The organism is Anabaena sp. EIM26 (genome assembly GCF_057568715.1).
In genome coordinates, this window is sequence record NZ_CM172472.1 from 5744444 (window position 1) to 5764161 (window position 19718).

Annotated in this window: 17 protein-coding genes; 7 read left to right on the forward strand and 10 right to left on the reverse strand. The window is 39.1% G+C overall.

The annotated features are described in order from the left end of the window. Positions 1 to 26 precede the first annotated feature (26 nt). Complete coding sequence (mfd, locus tag AC012T_RS24975; RefSeq protein WP_487061763.1) at positions 27 to 3539, reverse strand: transcription-repair coupling factor; 3513 nt, start codon at positions 3537 to 3539, stop codon at positions 27 to 29. Between the two features lie 229 nt (positions 3540 to 3768). Between mfd and AC012T_RS24980 the strand changes: the two genes are divergently transcribed. Further along, the gene (locus tag AC012T_RS24980; RefSeq protein WP_487061765.1) at positions 3769 to 5076 is read left to right on the forward strand and encodes a hemolysin family protein; all 1308 of its coding nucleotides are present in this window, start codon (positions 3769 to 3771) and stop codon (positions 5074 to 5076) included. Positions 5077 to 5469: 393 nt separating this feature from the next. On the opposite strand, the gene AC012T_RS24985 is transcribed toward AC012T_RS24980, so the two are convergent. Beyond that, on the reverse strand, positions 5470 to 6456 hold the full coding sequence (locus AC012T_RS24985; protein WP_487061767.1) for a hypothetical protein: 987 nt from the start codon (positions 6454 to 6456) through the stop codon (positions 5470 to 5472). Positions 6457 to 6980: 524 nt separating this feature from the next. Here AC012T_RS24985 and AC012T_RS24990 point away from each other — a divergent pair. Then, a complete protein-coding gene (locus AC012T_RS24990) occupies positions 6981 to 7595 on the forward strand; it encodes a CP12 domain-containing protein (RefSeq protein ID WP_487061769.1) in 615 nt (204 codons plus the stop codon). 483 nt (positions 7596 to 8078) lie between these two features. Here AC012T_RS24990 and AC012T_RS24995 read toward each other — a convergent pair whose 3' ends face one another. The 6 genes from AC012T_RS24995 to AC012T_RS25020 all read right to left on the reverse strand — a co-directional run bounded on the left by AC012T_RS24995 (position 8079) and on the right by AC012T_RS25020 (position 13294). Continuing rightward, positions 8079 to 9194, reverse strand: coding sequence for an LptF/LptG family permease (locus AC012T_RS24995; protein WP_323312521.1), 1116 nt, complete (start codon positions 9192 to 9194; stop codon positions 8079 to 8081). A 362-nt stretch (positions 9195 to 9556) separates the two neighbouring features. Then, complete coding sequence (lptB, locus tag AC012T_RS25000; RefSeq protein ID WP_487061771.1) at positions 9557 to 10285, reverse strand: LPS export ABC transporter ATP-binding protein; 729 nt, start codon at positions 10283 to 10285, stop codon at positions 9557 to 9559. A gap of 27 nt (positions 10286 to 10312) precedes the next feature. Beyond that, the gene (locus AC012T_RS25005; RefSeq protein ID WP_487061773.1) at positions 10313 to 10810 is read right to left on the reverse strand and encodes an LptA/OstA family protein; all 498 of its coding nucleotides are present in this window, start codon (positions 10808 to 10810) and stop codon (positions 10313 to 10315) included. A 444-nt stretch (positions 10811 to 11254) separates the two neighbouring features. Then, a complete protein-coding gene (locus tag AC012T_RS25010; protein WP_487061775.1) occupies positions 11255 to 11647 on the reverse strand; it encodes a DUF309 domain-containing protein in 393 nt (130 codons plus the stop codon). Further along, on the reverse strand, positions 11644 to 12009 hold the full coding sequence (locus AC012T_RS25015) for a ferredoxin thioredoxin reductase catalytic beta subunit (protein ID WP_487066766.1): 366 nt from the start codon (positions 12007 to 12009) through the stop codon (positions 11644 to 11646). Before AC012T_RS25015 ends, AC012T_RS25010 begins: the two co-directional genes overlap by 4 nt. Before the next feature lie 124 nt (positions 12010 to 12133). After that, positions 12134 to 13294, reverse strand: coding sequence for a DUF58 domain-containing protein (locus AC012T_RS25020; RefSeq protein ID WP_487061777.1), 1161 nt, complete (start codon positions 13292 to 13294; stop codon positions 12134 to 12136). 98 nt (positions 13295 to 13392) lie between these two features. Here AC012T_RS25020 and AC012T_RS25025 point away from each other — a divergent pair, with 98 nt between their 5' ends. Together AC012T_RS25025 and AC012T_RS25030 are read left to right on the forward strand one after the other, a co-directional pair. Further along, a complete protein-coding gene (locus AC012T_RS25025) occupies positions 13393 to 13515 on the forward strand; it encodes a DUF433 domain-containing protein (RefSeq protein ID WP_487061779.1) in 123 nt (40 codons plus the stop codon). A 77-nt stretch (positions 13516 to 13592) separates the two neighbouring features. Next, a complete protein-coding gene (locus AC012T_RS25030) occupies positions 13593 to 14384 on the forward strand; it encodes an endonuclease/exonuclease/phosphatase family protein (RefSeq protein ID WP_487061781.1) in 792 nt (263 codons plus the stop codon). A gap of 368 nt (positions 14385 to 14752) precedes the next feature. Here the strand turns inward: AC012T_RS25030 and AC012T_RS25035 are convergent, their stop codons facing one another. Beyond that, complete coding sequence (locus AC012T_RS25035) at positions 14753 to 15889, reverse strand: cob(I)yrinic acid a,c-diamide adenosyltransferase (RefSeq protein WP_487061783.1); 1137 nt, start codon at positions 15887 to 15889, stop codon at positions 14753 to 14755. 250 nt (positions 15890 to 16139) lie between these two features. Between AC012T_RS25035 and fraC the strand changes: the two genes are divergently transcribed. The 3 genes from fraC (at position 16140) to AC012T_RS25050 (ending at position 18727) form a co-directional block, all read left to right on the forward strand. Beyond that, positions 16140 to 16688: a filament integrity protein FraC gene (gene fraC, locus AC012T_RS25040; protein WP_487061785.1), complete on the forward strand. Its 549-nt coding sequence runs from the start codon at positions 16140 to 16142 to the stop codon at positions 16686 to 16688. A gap of 128 nt (positions 16689 to 16816) precedes the next feature. Then, positions 16817 to 17827: a septal junction protein FraD gene (gene fraD, locus AC012T_RS25045; RefSeq protein ID WP_487061787.1), complete on the forward strand. Its 1011-nt coding sequence runs from the start codon at positions 16817 to 16819 to the stop codon at positions 17825 to 17827. A gap of 120 nt (positions 17828 to 17947) precedes the next feature. Further along, positions 17948 to 18727, forward strand: coding sequence for an ABC transporter permease (locus AC012T_RS25050; protein ID WP_487061789.1), 780 nt, complete (start codon positions 17948 to 17950; stop codon positions 18725 to 18727). Between the two features lie 73 nt (positions 18728 to 18800). On the opposite strand, the gene AC012T_RS25055 is transcribed toward AC012T_RS25050, so the two are convergent. Further along, positions 18801 to 19688: a carbohydrate ABC transporter permease gene (locus tag AC012T_RS25055; protein WP_487061791.1), complete on the reverse strand. Its 888-nt coding sequence runs from the start codon at positions 19686 to 19688 to the stop codon at positions 18801 to 18803. Positions 19689 to 19718 lie beyond the last annotated feature (30 nt).

The window sequence follows — 19718 nt, forward strand, 5'->3', positions numbered from 1 at the left end:
ACTCCTGAATTATTACAATAAAATAATCACACTAAAGCTGCTTCAGGAATTGCACCTTGCATTTTGCTTAAAGTATCAATCAAAGTCTGCAATTGTTGTTCGGCTTTAAATACACCTAAACCTCTGGCTGTCACCTTACCTGGAGAATAAATAAAACGAGAACGCATACTTTCTTTTAAATTCTGTGCTAACAAATTCCAAGCTGGTTCTTCCATGGGAGTTTCTAAAACAATATGCTGTTTATTCTCTGGTTTAATGCGGCTAAATCCTAAGTTTTTGGCGATTTGTTTTAATTCCATTACCCGTAAAAGTTGATTAGCAGAAACAGGAATAGTCCCATATCTATCAGTCCATTCGGCTGCAATTGATGTTAATTCTTCTTTAGATTTTGCAGTTGCTACAGCACGATATGCGCTCATTTTTTGGTCAATATCGGTGATGTAAGTTGAAGGAATAAAGGCTGTGAGATTAAGGTCAATTTGGGTATCATCAACTTTGGGTATTTCTTGTCCTCTAATTTCTCGAATTGCTTCTTCTAGCATTTCCATGTACAAGTCAAAGCCAATTGCATCCAATTGACCAGATTGTTCTGCACCTAGCAAGTTACCGACACCGCGAATTTCCATATCGCGCATTGCTAATTGATATCCAGAACCGAGTTGGGTAAATTCTTGAATTGCTCTTAATCTTTGTCTGGCGGCATCGGATAATTCCCGCTGTTTGGGGTAAAATAACCATGCGTGAGCTTGGATTCCTGCGCGTCCGACACGTCCGCGCAATTGATATAATTGAGCTAAACCGAAACGGTGAGCATCTTCTATTAAAATGGTGTTGACTCGCGGAATATCTAAACCAGATTCAATAATTGTAGTACAAACGAGGATATCAGCGTCATTATTGCCAAATGTGAGCATGGTTGATTCTAACTCGCTTTCGTCCATTTGACCGTGTGCGATCGCAAATCTTCCCCCTGGAATCATCTCCCGCAGGTTTGCTGTTGTCTCTTCAATGCCTTCTACACGGGGGACTACATAAAATACCTGTCCACCCCGATCTAATTCTTGACGAATTGCACTTCTAACTATTTCTGGTTTTAAAGGTGCTAAATGGGTTTGAATTGGTCTTCTGGTTGGGGGTGGTGTGGTAATTAAACTCATTTCCCGAATTCCAGACAAAGACATATATAAGGTTCTGGGAATGGGAGTCGCAGAAAGAGTTAAAACATCAACTTGAGTTTTCAGGCTTTTGATTTTTTCCTTTTGATTCACACCAAATCTTTGTTCTTCGTCAATTACCAAAAGTCCTAAATCTCGAAACTGCACTCCTTTACCTAATAGCTGATGTGTCCCCACAACTATATCTAATTCTCCAGTAGCCAAACGCTTTTGAATATTGCGTTTTTCTTCCGCACTGCGAAAACGATTAAGTAAACCCACATTGACAGGATAGGGTGCAAAACGTTCTTTAATTGTGTGATAATGTTGTTGAGTTAAAATCGTAGTTGGCGCTAAAAGTGCAACTTGTTTACCTGCGGTGACGGCTTTAAAAATCGCCCTAATTGCAACTTCTGTTTTGCCAAAACCCACATCACCACAGACTAACCGATCCATTGGTCTTTCGCTTTCCATATCCCGTTTCACATCTTGCACCGCTTTTAGTTGATCGGTGGTAGGTTGGTAAGGGAAAGAATCTTCCATTTCTTCCTGCCAAGGCATATCTGCGGGATAGGAAAAACCTTCTTGTTGCGATCGCGCTGCATATAACTTTAACAGGTCTACCGCTAGTTTTTTAATCGCTTTGCGGACTTTATTTTTCGTATTTTCCCAAGCTTTACCCGTCATTTTATGTAATTCGGGGGCTTTATCTCCATTAGTTCTAAACCGAGATAGAGAACCAACTTGGTCAGCAGCAACCCTCAGCAAACCGTCCGCATACTGCACCACTAAATAATCACGGGTTTCGTGGTTAATTGTCAAACTTTCCAACTTGACAAATTTACCAATGCCATGACTACGATGAACGACAAAATCCCCTGGACGCAGTTTATTAGGGTCAACTTGTTTAGAAGCAGCTTTGCGACGTTTGCGGATATAGCCAAAATTAGCTAAAGAATGTTGTCCGTAAAATTCGCGGTCGGTGACGATAACCAGACGAAAGGAAGGTAAAATACAACCTTCTAATTCTGCTAAACCGGAATATTTGAGAGCGATGGGAGTATGATTGATTTGCAGCTTATCGATCGCTTGATAGTCACGGGGATTAGGAATAAACTGGGCTGGACAGTCGTGTTCTTGGAGTAAAGAGACAGAACGGGAAGGTTGAGCCGAAAGTACCCAAACAGCAAACTTGCGATCGCGCTCTTGTCTGATTGTCTCAGCTAACTTGGCAAATTGGTGAGGTGTGACAGGTAAAGGTCTACTCGCTAAATTTAGACCAGTATTTTCTTCAGCCAATTCCGATAAATATAACTTTTTAAATTTCCCAATTTCCACTAAACACTCATCCAACGACCGATGAATTTTAGGTAATTGGTAATTTTCCCCCCTACCCCCTACCTCTTCCCACTGTTCCTGTGCATTCTCCACCCAGCGATCGCTATGAGCATAACATTGTTCTGGCTCATCAATAGCCACCAGCGCATTTTCGGCTAAATAATCCAGCAGAGATGCAGGTTTTGCAAAAGCTAAACCCAAAAAACGCCGACTACCTTCTAAGAGTCCTAATTCTGACTCCTGTAGAGACGTTCCATGGAACGTCTCTACATTTTCTGGGAAATGAAGATGATCTTTAAGTGCATCTAAAATAATGGGTGTAAAACTAGTTGGGGTCAGAGTTATTTCGTTAACCTTATCCAGGGCAGAACGCTGAGTAGTGGGGTCAAATTCCCGAATTTGTTCAATTTCATCTCCAAACCATTCCAAGCGCACTGGCAACTCAGAAGACACCGGAAAAATATCGACAATATCCCCGCGCCGACTCCATTGTCCTTCCATTTCCACCAAAGGAACCCGTTCATATCCCAAAATCGTGATTTTTTCACTAAAAGCATCTAAATCGTATTCCATCCCCTTTTTTAAAGTGACACAAAAAGATTTAAACGCATCCGGTGGTGGTAAATGTGGCTGTAACGCCCCCACAGTGACAATTACCGCAGTATTTTTTTTAGGTAACTGACCATTTGTGGGTGGGGAAACCCCTTCCCTACTTGCCAAATCAGCTAAAACCTGCATTTGTCCCCAACTTAACTCAGTTTCAGGATCAAAGGGTTCATAGGGTGAAGCTTCGGAAGTGGGGTAAAAATGGACAGTTTTCCATCCCATTGCTTCCATTTGGGCGTAAACCCGTCCAGCTTCCTCCAGAGTGGCACACACCACACATAAATCCTTACCCTCATAGTTAGCTAAAGCTGAAGCGATCAAAGTCTTGGGTAAACGGGAAATACCATTTAACCGCAACTCCTGCTGTTTATTGAGTTTGAGAGTCAGTTCTGCGGTCAGAGGCGATCGCGCCAAAGCACGCACAATAGAAGAAAAAGCCATAAGTTTTATACTTAAATTAGAAGTCGTTAGGGATGAGAAAATCTAGATGCAGTCCTTTTCAACCATTTTATAAAGTGTAAACAGCACTTTGATGATAAGTCTTAACTACTAATAGACAGAAGAAACATAACTACTACTTTCTGTATAGTCAAAGCATTTATAAAATCACCTTAAATACTGGATACTAAGGGTTAAGCTATCTTTTTTCTCTATAGCGGTAATTTTTAAAATGTCTTCCCTCTCTTTTGAAATTTTAACAATTTTGGTGCTAATCTTTGCCAACGGCGTATTTTCCATGTCTGAGATGGCCATAGTCTCAGCCCGGAAAGTCAGATTACAGCAACTAGCCAATCAAGGCAACCTCAATGCCCAAGCTGCATTACAACTAGCAGAGTCTCCCAATCATTTTTTATCCATTGTTCAGGTAGGCATTACACTCATTAATATCCTCAATGGTGTCTTTGGTGGTGCTACCATTGCCCAAAGGCTAGAGAAGTATGTCCAACTAGTACCATTTTTAGCCGCTTATAGCCAACCCATTGCCTTTGGAGTAGTGGTTTTGGTGATCACCTATCTTTCGTTAATTGTTGGTGAACTAGTACCGAAGCGTTTGGCTTTAAACAACCCCGAAGGAGTCGCTTCCAGTGTTGCCATTCCCATGCGTGCTTTAGCTACATTAGCTTCTCCAGTAGTGTATTTATTAAGTGCCTCTACAGATGCCGTCCTGCGATTATTGGGAATTACACCATCTACTGAACCTCAAGTTACAGAAGAAGAAATTAAAATTTTAATAGAACAAGGTACAGAAGCGGGAACATTTGAAGAAGCAGAACAAGATATGGTGGAAAGGGTGTTTCGTTTAGGCGATCGCCCAGTCACTTACTTAATGACACCCCGTCCTGATATTGTTTGGTTAGACTTAGACGACTCTTCTGAAGAAAATCGCCATAAAATGGTCGAAAGCGCCTATTCTCGGTATCCAGTTTGTCAAGAAGGACTTGATAACGTCCTAGGTATTATTCCCGTCACAGATTTATTAGCCAGGAGTTTACGCAACGAACCCTTAGATCTAACTCTGGGATTACGTCAGCCTGTATTTGTACCTGAAAGCACCCGTGGTTTAAAAGTATTAGAGTTATTCAAGCAAACTGTCACTCACATGGCCTTAGTAGTCGATGAATACGGTGTAATTCAAGGATTAGTTACCCTGAATGACATCATGAGTGAAATTGTCGGTGATGTTCCCGCAGAACCTGGACAGGAAGAACCCCAAGCTGTACAACGAGAAGATGGTTCCTGGCTTGTAGATGGAATGTTAGGTATAGAAGAATTTTTAGAACTATTCGATTTAGAAGAATTAGGTACAGAGGAAAGAGGAAATTATCAAACATTAGGTGGTTTTGTCATCACCCATTTAGGGCGTATTCCCGCAGCCGCAGATCATTTTGAATGGGATGGTATGCGTTTTGAAGTCATGGATATGGATGGCAACCGTGTTGATAAAGTATTAGTTGTGCCGAAGATAAATCATAAGTAGGGCTGGCTGATAGCGTAGCGTGGCGTAAGCCATAAAAGTCTTTCCGTGAGGGCTAGGAGTCAGAATTCAGGAGTCAGGAGTCAGGAGGAAGAATTAGAAGAAGAGAAGAATCATCTTGAATCTGGTCAAGTGATAGGTAAATGAACAGTTTCAACGCTTATTCCTTGCACCTGATTCACCTTTTTAACCTTAGAGGGTGTTTGAAAAGTCTCCTTCCATGTCATGCTGAGGAACGTAGCATCTCAGTATGTGGGCTAAACTCCAGATTCTTCGTTGCGTAAGACTCCACTCAGAATGACAAATTATACGTCCCTAAACTTTTCAAACATGCTCTTAGAAACTCTTGATATATCTAAATTTTAGCTTTATTAAGCAAGCCCTAAGTAGAAAAAATTACCTGGGATACTGCTGCACCTGTCCAGGATAAGATAAATTAGATTGCGGTAATTGACTGGGCTGCTGTAAATTATAATTACCGTAATTTCCATATCCTACAGCAGCAGTTGAGTTGACAACATCTCGACTTGGAGAATTGGCAGCATAAGGATTATTAGGTATGGGAGTCAACTCTGTTGTTGGTGTTTCTTGATTGGGTATTGTTTGAACATTATTAAAAGTACTATAGGGATTTTGTGACTGGTTCACTAATCTTGGCTGAATATAACCCATACTGGAACTAGAGGGTAAACCCTGATTAGGTAAGCTGTTAATAGGTACATTATTACTAAAAGACTTTATTTGGCTTGTGTTAATAGATTTATTGATGGCTGTTGCTAAAGGATTTAGCAACACAGGATTTTGATTGTTTGTAGTTTGATTATTTAATTGAAAACTTAAATTAGAAACGGCTGTAACTTCTTTTGCACTAGGAACAACTAGATTAGTTACACCTAAAAATTGATCACTACTATTAGCTTTAACAGGCTGCAATAATTTTTCTGCTTGCACCATAAAAGGATTTTTTACACTATCTGGAGAAACTTGATTAATTATCCCTAAGTCCAGATTTGATTTAGCAGGATTAACATCAGCATTTTGTTTATTAATCGCATTCTCTAACTGAGTATTTTTTGAAGATGTAGTGATAATGGCAGATAAATTCTCTCTGTCAAAATCGCTTAACAACGATGGCATATTATCAATATCTGCTGTAACTGCTTTATCTTCATTAGAAAGTGAAGCTTCTTCAACATTCTCTGCAACAACTGCGTCTTTATTGGGTTTTTCAGTAAAAAGTGCTGGATTTTTCCAATATTCCCGAATTACTAGGGCTACAACGATTAAGAAAATGCCTGTTCCCCAAAAACTAGGTCGCAAGAAATTAGATAATCTGGCTTTGAGATAGCGTAAATAAGCAGGGGGATAGTTGCGTGCTGGCATAACATTAATTGAATGATTTTTATAAATTAGGAAAGATTTTAGATGCTTCTCTTGAGTTGAACTATATCAATAGTAAAAGAATTATAATTTCATCCTAGCTTCTCAAAAATCATAATTCATATGTAATACAGTTTAATTAATCAAAAATTTACTTTCATACGAAATGTAAATTTAATAAATTTATAAGAAATTCTATAGCAGTTTTCAGATTAGTGATGTGCAGTTTTCAATTGCCAAGCTTGTGGGGACGGGAGTTCCGCAACCTCGATTGTATTTATTACATCTGGCCAAGAACCATTATAAGTAGAAGTATTGTCAATCCCAAATGTAAAGTTAGTGTTAAACCTTGCAGTTCTTTGACATTTTTTATAACTTTTAGTCAATTTATGCTTAGTTTTCAGATATCGGTCACTTTGGATATCATCTGGAGTGGAAAGCTGGACTAATTTTATTGGTATAGCCAAACAATTGTTAAACTTTCCCCTTCCTAGTTACTACTGTACCATTCACCAGGAGACTTAATCATGAAAGCCGAAGATATCATGACCAAGGAAGTAGTTACTATTCGTGGTACAGCGACTGTTGCAGAAGCAGTCGGACTAATGAAAGAAAAAGGATTACGTGCGCTGGTTGTGGATCGTCGCTATGATGATGATGCCTATGGCATTGTCACGGAAACAGATATTGTCTATAAGGTGACAGCTTACGGCAAAGACCCTAGACAATTAAGGGTTTATGAAATTATGAGTAAGCCTTGTATTATTGTTGATCCTAATCTGAGTGTAGAATACGTAGCACGATTGTTTGCTAATACTGGTATTCGCAGGGCCCCTGTAATTCAAGGTCAGATGTTGGGAATTATCTCAATTACGGATATTCTCACCAAAAGTGATTTTGTGGAAGCTCCTAAAACGTTACTATTAGAGGAGAGAATTCAAAAAGCGATCGCAGAAGCCCGTGCTACTTGTACTGAACAAGGTGCTTATTCTAAAGCTTGTGCTGCGGCTTGGGATGAGGTAGAGGAACTGCAAGCAGAAGCTGCACACCAGAAAGCTGAAGTTATGGTGTCAGCTAAAGTTTCTTTTGAAGAATACTGTCGAGAAAATCCAGCTGCACCAGAATGTCGGAATCCTCAATAAAACTTTTACTGTAAAAATTCAGGAGTTGGGAGTCAGGAGTCAGAATAATAATTGTCAAATCAGTCATTCACTGATTCAAGATTTTCTCAACAATATTAAGCATGATGCTCTAATTAGGGCTTGCTGAAAAAGTCTTTCTGTTAGGGCTAGGAGTCAGGAGTCAGGAGGAAGAATTAGAAGGAGATCAGAATATTCTCAAATCTGGGTAAATGAACGGTTTTTGATGATTTCATCGCTTATTTCTTGCACCTTCTCCTACTTTTTTCAGCCTAAAACTGTTGATATATCTAGGTTTTTGGTTTATTCAGCAAACCCTAATTATGTAAGGATTCAGGATATAGAATGTTTGATATGGCAAGGAATAGGTAATAGGGAACAGAAGAGAAAAATATTCTTCCTTCTTTCTGACTCCTGACTCCTGACTCCTGACTTCTTACCTAATTATTATTGATTCTGTATCCTGAATCCCTACTTACGAATTATTTATCTTTGTGCAACTCGCGACAATAGAAATAGACCTGTTACTAAACCAAATAAGTTAGGCAACCAAGCACCTATCAAGGGAGACAGAATATCTGCCTGTGCTAAAGCACCAGAAACTGATAATAATAAGTAGTAACTGAAAATAACTATGACACTGATCCCAAAACTCGTTCCTCTACCTGTACGTTGAGGTATGCTGCCCATTGCCGAACCTACTAAACCAAAAATTATAGATACAAAGGGAAAGGCAATTTTTTGTTGAATCCGCACTTCTAATTTTCTAATTTTTTGGGGGTTGCCAGCTAACCGTTCTATTTCTAGTTGTTCCAGAGCTTGAGAAATGTTCATTTCGCCATAATCTCGGCTATTTTCTGCTAAGTTTAAAGGTGTGCGGGGTAGTTGCAATTGTTGTTTTTCAAATCGCAAAATATTTCGATAGGAACGGTCGGGAGCGACTAAATAAATAGTACCATTGTAAAAATCCCAAACTTGTTCTGATGCATTCCACTGGGCAGATTCTGAGACGAGTATTTGATTGAGTCCTTGTGTAGATCTATCTATAATTGTTAAACCTTGCATTTTTTTGCCATCAAATTGATCGGCATAAAATAAGCGTGAAAGTATTTTATTAGTACTACCATCTGGTTGTTTAATTTCTCGATATTCAGGATAGTAGATATTTTGTTGTTTAAATGAGGGCGTATCTGATTTTAGTGCCTGTTCTAGTGTCCGTGTTGCTTCATAATTGGCTGCTGGTGCAATCTGTTCATTAAAAACATAAGTCATGCCTGTGACTAAAGTACTTAATAAAACAGCAGTTAGTACCATGCGATAGACGCTGACTCCACAACCACGAAGGGCTATTAGTTCACTCTCACTAGACAAACGACTGTAGGTCATTAAAGTAGCTAATAAGGTGGACATGGGGAAGGAATAAACCATGACATAAGGCAGTTTTAAGGCGAAAACCTTCAGGGCTGTGGTGATTGGTAGTCCAGATTCTACTACTTTTCGTAATAATTCAAATAAGCTGTCAATTGCTAAGACTACAGAAGTAAATGCTCCAACTCCGAATAGAAATAGCGGTAGCAACTGCATTGCCAAATAGCGATCCATAATGGAAAAAGGCAGCAGTGAATTGAGCGAGTAGAAAGATTTAATCTGCTTGGATATCATAAGTTCGGAGTTCGGAGTTCGGAGTTCGGAGTTCGGAGTTCGGAGTTCGGAGTCAGGAGTTAGAATGCTTATGAAATCAGGAAGGGAGAGAAGTACAATTTTATCGAAATCATCAAAATTGACTTAAAAAGCCTTTATTTTTATGATTTAAGTATTCTCCATCCTCAATACTTACAATAAGTTTAAAAGTTAAATTTTGGCAACCTAGATGTATTAGCAGTGTGAAAATGTGTTGATAATTGTGATTGAAATGGCTAATTTATGGGATTTAAATTATTTTTTATTATTAACAATAATCAATTCTAAGTGGAAAAGTTATCGCCTAAATAGTATTGGCGCACGAGTGGGTTATTGTAAAGTTCATCGGCAATGCCAAAAGCGAGAATTTGTCCTTCCCTCATGATATAACCACGATCAGTAATGGCCAGGGTTTCGCGGACATTGTGATCTGTGATGAGAATGCCCATGCCGCGATCGCGCAATTGTCCCACAATTTCTTGAATTTCTGCAACTGCTATCGGGTCTACTCCCGCAAATGGTTCATCTAAAAATAGGAATTTTGGCCCTTGTCTTCCTGCTGCCAAAGCCCTTGCTAACTCTGTCCGTCGTCTTTCACCACCAGAAAGTTGAATTCCTTTGCTATTGGCAACTTTTTCCAAGCGGAACTCCCCGATTAAATCATGCAACCGTCTCGACCACTCCCTGCGTGGCACACTAGTTTGCTCGAATACTAGCAGGATATTATCTTGAACGGAGAGCTGACGAAACACACTTGCTTCTTGAGCTAAATAGCCAATTCCCAATCTAGCTCTTTTGTGCATGGGCATTCCCGTAATATCCAAGTTATCCAACCACACCCGGCCTTGATTGGGTTTTTCTAAGCCTGTAGCGATATAAAATGTCGTCGTTTTACCAGCCCCATTGGGGCCGAGTAAGCCAACAACTTCACCTTGAGCTACAGAAAGGTTAACGCGATTGACAATTAGTCGCTTGCCGTAAGATTTGTGAATATTTTCTAAAACTATTTTCACTATTCGCGTTTTTTGTGGTAACAGATTCTAATTAGAACGCTTGAGAGATGGTGTCTTTGGGGCAGGTTTGGCAGTTTGTCCATTGAGATTAGAGTCTTCTACCATATACACAGATTCTACCTGACGATTAGACTGGGGTAAGGCGATAAATCGACCTTCATCAATCAAATAAGTGACTTTCTCTGCCCTAATACTATTATTACCCTGTTGCAAAATATAGACATTACCACTGAAATCAATACGTCTTTCTTGACTAAAGTATTGTGCTTGGGCTGCTGTTGCTTGCAACTGACGAGCAGGATACAACATTTGTACATTACCACGAGCAGTAATTACTTGACTTTTGGCATCATATTCTTGCACATCAGAGCGAATCGTGAGTGGGCGATTTCCCCCAGATGATTGGGCTGTAGCGGTTGGTGCTTGGCTGGGAAAAGCAATTGCACCCAATAGCGCAACGGGTAGCATTAACGCCAATCCAAGATGACGCATCTGTGATTTTGGCAATTGATAGTGAGGGATCATAGTGGATAAGGATTATCTCTGTTTGTATTCTGATTTAAAAAATCGTACTCAGTGCAGAATCACCAAAATTAAAGTTGAAAAAAAACAGCCTCAATATTTTAGTAGAGGTGATGAAGTGTCAACTCAACCACTTTATCCAGAAATATAATTTACAATCGGGAATAGTCGCCGATAAAATTCAAAAAAATCCTCCATTCCGTGCAATCCTTCAATCCGTTAAATCAGTGATAAATCCTGGATACAGCAGTTTGCGTAGTTAGGAGGTACAAAATCTAAATTGAAACCTATACACAAAGCCAGTACAGAGCGATGAGTAACGAGTAAGAAGGAGAGTCAAGTACTCGGTACTTGGTATTCACAACTCTTCTGACTCCTGAATTCTGCTGTATGTGACTACAACTTGAGATTGTTGACGCTTGAGGACACCTGAAGGTTTCGTTATTGCTAATCTTTAATTATAGAAATTCTAGGTAAAGGCAAGGCTGCATTTTTACCCAAATCTACACTAAGAATTTTTTCTGGATCTGTTTGTTGGAGTTCCTTCAACAATTTCACACTTTGAGTGAAAAATTCTTCCACATTGATGGCGCAATCACTAGCGGGATAACGGCGTAAGCGATTGCTACCTTCCCCCAATAAAATCATTGCTCCTCGCAAGTTACGATTACCCAGATGATACAGGGCTACTGCAATTTGCAGAATACCTTGATATAAACTTTTTTCTGGCTCGGTTGCTTCAATCCATAGAGCTTCTAAGGTGTCATGACAAGCGTAGAACTGTCCAGAGTTGAACTGTTCCACTCCTTGCCAAAACTCTTGGGGTAGGTCTTCACTCATCCCATGCTATCCCGCACTTCTTTGATGGTTTCCAGGGAAATGTCTTGTCTTTCGCCAACAAAATCGTTATCAGTGGTGAGAAAGAGCATACAGTGGCACTCTTTACGTTCTCGCATGGGGACACAAGGACAGTTCCAATAGGCGGCGCTGACTTCCGCTTCTTTGTCTTCATAGTGGCGACAGGGACACAAAGGCGCACCGAGTTCGTCTTTATGTTTGGCTAAACCTTCAATTACGACTGCTGTAACGGAAGGTTCTGAACAGAAGTAGGTTCCAGTCCGCTTGGCGTATTGTTCGGAAAAATGCCGCATTGCCTCTAGGCTTTTTTCGCTGGATTTTGTGTTAACTTCTGATTTAATCATTGGATCGTCGTTCATAAATTAAATATTTCTTTGCATTGTACAACAGGCAGGAGGCAGGAGGCAGAAGGCAGAAGGCAGAAGTTTTTTATTTGTTATTTGTGATTTTTTAATGAATTTGTGTTCCCTAGAATGAACTTAATGGTTTTTGCAACTGAAGTTGTAGTTCTTGTTCATTTTGAAGGATGATGCCAGGATAGTCTCGATTGACTATGACTTGTTCTGAGGATGGATTTATATTCTCCCATAAAACCCAGCGACTGCCTACAGGTAACTCAGATAGGGTTAAGGGGTTTTGGGTGAGCCAAATGAGGGGGTAGTTTTCTGGTGGTGTGTTGGCTTCTTCTAAGGGGTTGGTTGCTGCTAAGGTTTCGAGAACGGGAATATCGCCTTTGATTAAACCTGTGGCTGCTGTCCACAGTTCTACTTGCAATTGTTGTCTATGGGCATAGAAATATAATGAAGCGGCGGCGATGACTGCTTGTTCAAATTGTTCTTGTTGCCAATTAGCTGCACTATCAAGGGCAATGATGATTTCTTGTCCACCTGTGATCACTTCTAATTCTCTGACTCGTAATTCTCCATAACGAGCGCTGGTACGCCAATGAATGAGACGGGTGGGATCACCGATGCGATAAGGACGAAGCGATCGCACTAATCCTGTTGTCGCTAATTGTAATGGTTTTCCCCGAAGATCATTTTTTTGGTGTTCATCTTGTCCTATTTCATCTACTAAGGGGCAGCTGGTGAGGGGTAAAACGGTGGGATAAACTATTGCTCTGGCTTTGCATTCTCGCTGCCGACGACACCAAAATAAACCCCACGGCGCACCTGTGGCTAATTCTACTGTTTGCCATCGGTACAATCCTCGACGCTCGGTGGGGTGGTAATATGTCCAATGGTGAGAGTCTTTTGCGTCAATGGTGTCAATTGGTTGTTTGACTGGTTTGCCTAAAATGAAGGGAAGTATATCTGCAACTTGCAATAAGGTGACAGGTCTTTGGGTGGGGTTATGGACTTCTATTTCAATGGTGATTTCGTCGCCAACGCTGACTGGCTGGATAGGAGAGCGTTTAACAATGAGATTTTTAAGCGATCGCGGTGCTAAAAAAGCGGATACACCCACAAGGGCAAGACAGACCCCACTAATTACATATAACCAGCCTGCCATCGTATTGATAGCAGCGCCTAAATAACAAATAGCAATGCCGGTTAATACCCAACCGCCGTAGGTAGGAGATGAGGCGTGGATTTCTAGCCAATTGGTGACGTTTTTGGTGATTTTCATAGTTTCTTTTTTAACTCAACAATGGCAGAAATGTACAGTATGTTGGGCATTTGCATTGATAAATTTGTAAGTGTGTATGATTAAATTATGAAATGTAGGTGAAAGATTTATTAATGCAGTTAGTCAGCCAGGAGTATATCGAAATTGCTGCTGATGTGCGAAGTGGGAAACCCAGAATTGCTGGTACTCGCATTCAATTGGAGAAATTATTGAAGCCTTAGTTTTGATTTATGAAGTGATGACACCTGATGATATGGTAGGAGGTGTCGAGTTTTTGTAAAAACATGACAATAAAAATATGAAAATAATCACAATTAATATTCTTTTTAAACTGAATTATTGGACACAACGCAGACAATTATTAATAGATGGACTCAAAGCCGAAAATCCTGATATCATTGCTTTACAAGAAGTCAGTTTATCAGAAGATACAGCTGCTTGGATAGCAGAACAATTACATATTCCCTATATTTATAAAGCTATACCCAAAGAGGTATGTAATAGTGATTTACCCTTTGGTTTAGCTATTCTCAGTCGTTATCCAATTGAAAAAACAGCAGCACTAAATTTAGAACATCAGGGAAGAATAGCCCAATATGCACAAATTAAATTAGATGATAATAAATCAATAGTAATTTGTAATGGGCATTATTTTTGGCATCCTGGTTCTCACAAAAAACGCAATAAACAAATACAAATGATGTTAAATTGGTTATCAGAATTTTCTGAGACAATGCCAATTATATCAGTGGGAGATTTTAATGGTACTCCCGATACATCAGGAATTACATTAGTTAAGGAAAAATATCAATCAGCATATCAAGTTTATCATGGTCAAGAACCAGAATATACTTGTCCCACACCTTTAGATCAAATTAGTTGGAAAAAACGAATCAGACAATTGTGGAGAACGTTAATTTTTAATAGAAGTTGGAAACCGTGGAAGGGAACTTTAGATTATATTTTTATTAATCAGCATTTACAAGTCAGAGATTGTCGAATAATTCTCAATAAACCAGCAGCGAATAACCTTTATCTTTATCCTTCCGATCATTTTGGCATTGTTGCTGATTTAGAGATTGTTGAATAAAGATTAAACTGTTTTCTGTTTCCTTTGTATCTTTAATTTGAATAAAGTCCATTTTTCACCCGCGCTTACCTGAGTTCGACATAAGATAATTTGTGGAAAACTCGCCCCCACTAGGATTCTAAAACCCTTATTCTCTCGCTCTTAAAAATCATAACTCCGTTCGCGTAGCGTCTCCGGAGGAGAAACTCCGAACTCAGAGCATGTTTGAAAAGTTTAGGGACGTATAATTTGTCATTCTGAGTGGAGTCTTACGCAACGAAGAATCTGGAGTTTAGCCCACATACTGAGATGCTTCGTTCCTCAGCATGACATGGAAGGAGACTTTTCAAACACCCTCTCAGGAGGGCGCAGGGTCTGCGCCTCTACGGTTAAAAATCTACTCCGCGCTTTAATTCTACTCCTTGATTAGCATAGTGTTTATGACAATAAACCTCAGAATGAATACTGGCTAAATCAAAATATGCAGGTTGATTTTGACAGCGACCAGTAATAATAACTTCCGTGTCTCTTGGTTTACGCAGCAAAGCTTGCACAATTGGGTCAACAGGCAGCAATTCTAAATCAACAGTGGGGTTGAGTTCATCAAGAATGATGGTTTTATAGATTCCAGATGCGATCGCAGTTTTGGCAATTTCCCAACCCCTCTCAGCTTCCACATAGTCTAATTCTTGCCGTGAATTACGCCACACAATGGCATCTCTACCACAGCGGAGATGATCCACTACTTCAGGATAAGATTGCTGTAAAGCTGAGATCGCTGCATCCTCAGTATAACCACTACCACCTTTCAACCACTGCATAATTAATACACGGGTAGAACCGGGATGATTGATACCCCTACCAATTGCTTGTAAAGCCTTACCCAAAGCACTAGTTGATTTACCCTTACCTGCACCAGTATAAATTTCTATACCCTCAATAAACAGCGCTGCTGCTGTTGGGTGGTGATGGGGTTTCATTTCTGAGTGCAAATCTGCAATATCTAATAACTGTTGTGGTGCAGCGCGTCCGGTAGCGATGATTTCTAATTCTTGGGGTTTAGATTTTAATGTTTTTACCACCTCATCTACTGATAGCAAACCCAAATCCAAAACCGGGTTAATTTCATCTAAAACCACAACCGAGTATAACCCTGATGCGATCGAACCCTTGGCCACATCCCAGCCTCGTGCAGCTTCGGTTCTATCAAAGGGGGTAATCTCATCATGTCCAAAAAATTCCGCCCTCCCTGTGCGAACCTGATCAATCAAATGGGGAAAACCACGCTGTAAAGCTGCGATCGCACCATCCTCATCATAATCACGTTCTGGCCCTTTCAAAAACCTCAGCAGTAAGACGCGATTAGAATCACTCGGTGTATTTATTCCCAAACCAATCGAGCGCAAAACCACCCCTAAAGCAGCTTGGGACTTTCCTTTTCCAAGTCCATCATAGACGTGAATTTGACCCGTGAGCCGTTCAGAACGTACTTGTGCTGTGCGAATACCGATGCCATTTCTTGTCATCTTTGGAAAAGCTGTAACGTGGCAATCCCTTATTTTACCGAACCCTGGTTTAATTAGGTAGGAAGATTTCCTCTAAAATCTGCCCCATAGATGACACCTCAGTATACTAGTGAAGTCTATGTATTAATAATCTTAATCGAAATCTACCATCACACCCAGATCGCAAATGACAAGAAGAATGAGATAATTGCCCCCATCATCCGTATTATCTCAGTTATACTGTGGAGTCAACCCTTACTATTCACCCTTTATGCCAGAAGAATTATCACTTCCCAGAATTTTGCCCGTTGGTGCAATTTTGTTTCAAACTTTATTTTTATTGATTGCCATTGCCATAGAAGGTTATGTTTTGCATAGATGGTTAAAATTCGATAAAAAAACTAGCATCTTTTATGCCATAGCTATGAATGTTTTTTCCACAGTTATTGGCTGGAATCTATTTTTTATCATTGAGCCATTATTACCTTTACAAGCAAAATCAGAATTAATGAGCTATGTATTTTTTAACAAATTCACAAATGCCAGTACGCAGAGTTATATAATTTTTATCTGTTTTATCATGTTTTTTGCCACTTTTGTGATAAAATTCTTGCTGCTAAAAACATTAATGATTACATTAGATGAAATTGGCAAAAAAGAAGAAATACAGACTACTCAGAGAGAAAAAATTATGATTAATGAAAAATTTAAATTACAAAATACAAATTTAGTTACCACTACATTAATAGCCAATTCAATGAGCTATACAGCCATAACTGTAGTATTAATAATTCGCAATTTATCTACAGGTATAAAATAACTGCCTCAAAAAATATACACATTTTTTATTATTGACCACTCTACTGTTGACTATTTTCGCCAATGAATTGAAGTTTGTTATTTTGCAAAATTGCAACAACAAAGATTAACCTTATTAACGTAAAAGAAATGAATTCATTATTGTTTAAGGAAATAACGCAGATCTTTAAATTTGTTCAAGATTTATTTTTGGGAGTTCAAAAACTTTTAATGCCTCCCAAAGCTTTTTCCTGGCAAACATTAATTTATTTAAGTGTATTTTCTTGGGGAGCTTCATATTTTGCCCTAGATTTTATAAAAGACATAATTGCATTAACAGGTTGGTTATTTTTAATAGCTGGTACAGCTTGGTATACCACCGACGATCCTTTAAGAGTTCCTGGTACTTTTATGCCAGTTGGAGCATTAATAACTGGTTTATTAGTCAGTGTTTTTGCATTTGGACATCAGGTGAATGTAGTTACACCTAGAACCATCGTTCTCTGGCCAACACTCGCTGCTATCATTACCGCAATACCAGAATTTTTTGCAGGCACAGGAACACAAGCAAAAGCTGCTATTCCCAAACTAGAAACACGTCAAAAAATAATTGTATTGATTGCTTGGTCTATGTTGATAAGTTGTTGGATTCAATTTTATTTTGTCATAGATAAATGGCTAAAAGAATATCCAAGTTTATCTGTAGATAATTTTCAGCGCAGCACTTTTGTAATTAGACTAGAACCAAAAACTGAAAAGCCAAAAAATGGTGAGACTATCTTAAATAAAATTCAACCACTCATAGAAGAAGAAATAGTTACCAAACCTTGGGCAGAAGTAGAGAGATGGTTGTTAGAAGCTAATAAGGAAGTTGGGAATTTAGGAAACAGAATGATTGATAAAAATCTGGTTAAATATAAAGAACAAAAACTATGGAGTGTTGAACCCCGTGTAGTCAACATCGAATCAGGATACAGATTAGATATCCTCAGCATTTGGAAAGGCCCAAGCTCAAATTCACGCGGTTTTTATATCCAGAAATCTTGTCGCATCCAACCAATTGCATCCGTCAATCAACCAGAAAATAAAAACGCAGTTGCTGGAATTGAATGCGATCGCATTAACAGATTTTACATTGGTTCCCCACCACCACAGCAGTAAGGGTTTGCAGAGATAGTGAAGATGGGAACTGGGACAAGAAGAAGTTAACCAATCCCCAATCCCCAATCCCCAATCCCCAATCCCCAATTACCAATTACCAATCACCAATCCCCAATCACTATGAACATAGCTAGAACCTTCGTGATGTCAAAAAATGTGTTTCAGGAAGTGATACGCGATCGCATCCTGTATATCATCGGTTTTTATGCACTCATCCTGGCTGTTGCTAACCGTACCATTTTTGAATTTAGTGCTACAAGTCAAGACAAAATCTTTTTAGATGTCGGACTGTCAGTAATGAACGTCATTGGTTTAATTATTGCCATCTTTATAGGTACAGGACTAGTTAACAAAGAAATAGAAAAACGTACTATTCTTATGCTAATTGCTAAACCTATCAGTCGTAGTGAATTTATTACTAGTAAATATTTAGGTTTATCTGGTGTATTGGCAGTACTTATAGCCGCAATGACAGCTATTTATTTAGGATTTTTGCAATTTAGCAAAATGTCCTATCCGACAGAAAGCATTCTCATTGCATCATTTTTCTTATTTTTACAATTAACCTTAGTTACCGCTGTAGCCATCACTTTAGGAGTTTTTACCAGTTCTCTCATAGCCACAGCCTTAACATTTGCAATTTATTTAATGGGAAATATTACACAAGATTTAGTTGCACTTGGTCGTCTTAGTCAAAATACAGGTGTAGAACGCATTACCCAAGCTTTATATCTGATACTGCCAGATTTATCTCGCTTAGATTTGAAAAATGATGCCGTTTATGGTTTACAAGCAATGCCTGATATAATCACGCTGATTACTAATGCAGGCTATGGTTTACTTTATAGCTTCATGCTGTTAGCAGTTGCTATTTTTATCTTCTTACGCAGAGAGTTTTAACGTCAGGGTTCGGAGTTCGGAGTCAGGAGTCAGAAGTCAGGAGTCAGGAGTTCGGAGTCAGAAATTCTTACCTTCAATCTTCTCCCCAAGTTCGTAACTGCAAATAAACTAATAGCAAAGTCACAGCTAACAAGATAGTTGCTACTGCTGCTGCATAACCAAAATCAAATTGACCAAAAGCTTCTTGATAAGTGTAATAAACCAACAAATTAGTAGAATTTAAAGGGCCACCACCTGTAATCACATAAACAGGTTCAAAACTCCGCAATGTAAAAATAGCAGTAGTGACCGTAGCGAATATTAAAGTAGGTCGCAATCCTGGTAAAGTAATATGCCAAAATTTTTGCCAATCATTAGCACCATCCAATTCTGCTGCTTCATAACGACTAGTAGGAATTGCTTGTAATCCAGCTAAAAAAACCACCATATTGAAACCTAGTTGTTTCCAAATACTAAATAAAATTATGACTGGCATTGCCCAAAAAGTATCTCCTAACCAAGATATTGGCTGAATAGCAAAAAAATTCAAAAGTCCATTGACTGGCCCAGTATTTTGAAACAACCAGCGAAATCCTAAACCAGCAGCAACAAGAGAGACAATTGAAGGCAGAAAATAGGCACTTCTTAAAATCCCTCTCAAAGCAATGGAACGATCTAATAATACTGCTAGTCCCAAGGGGATGACTAAACTAGGAAAGAGACTACCAAGGGTAAAATAAACAGTATTAAAAATAACTTGCCAAAAATCAGAATTGAGTAGCAAACGCCAGTAATTTTTAAAGCCTACTAAATAAGTCCCAGTTGAAGTAAAACTACCTGCGGTGAAACTGAGATAAAACAAATAGATAATAGGCCAAATAATAAATAAGCCTAACAAAATCAATGCGGGTGTGAGAAAAATCCAAGCAGCAACTGTATCATTATCCAGCAGTTGCATGGACGAAAATCGGGATGGTTTCATGATAATCTTATTCAGTCATACGATATTCAT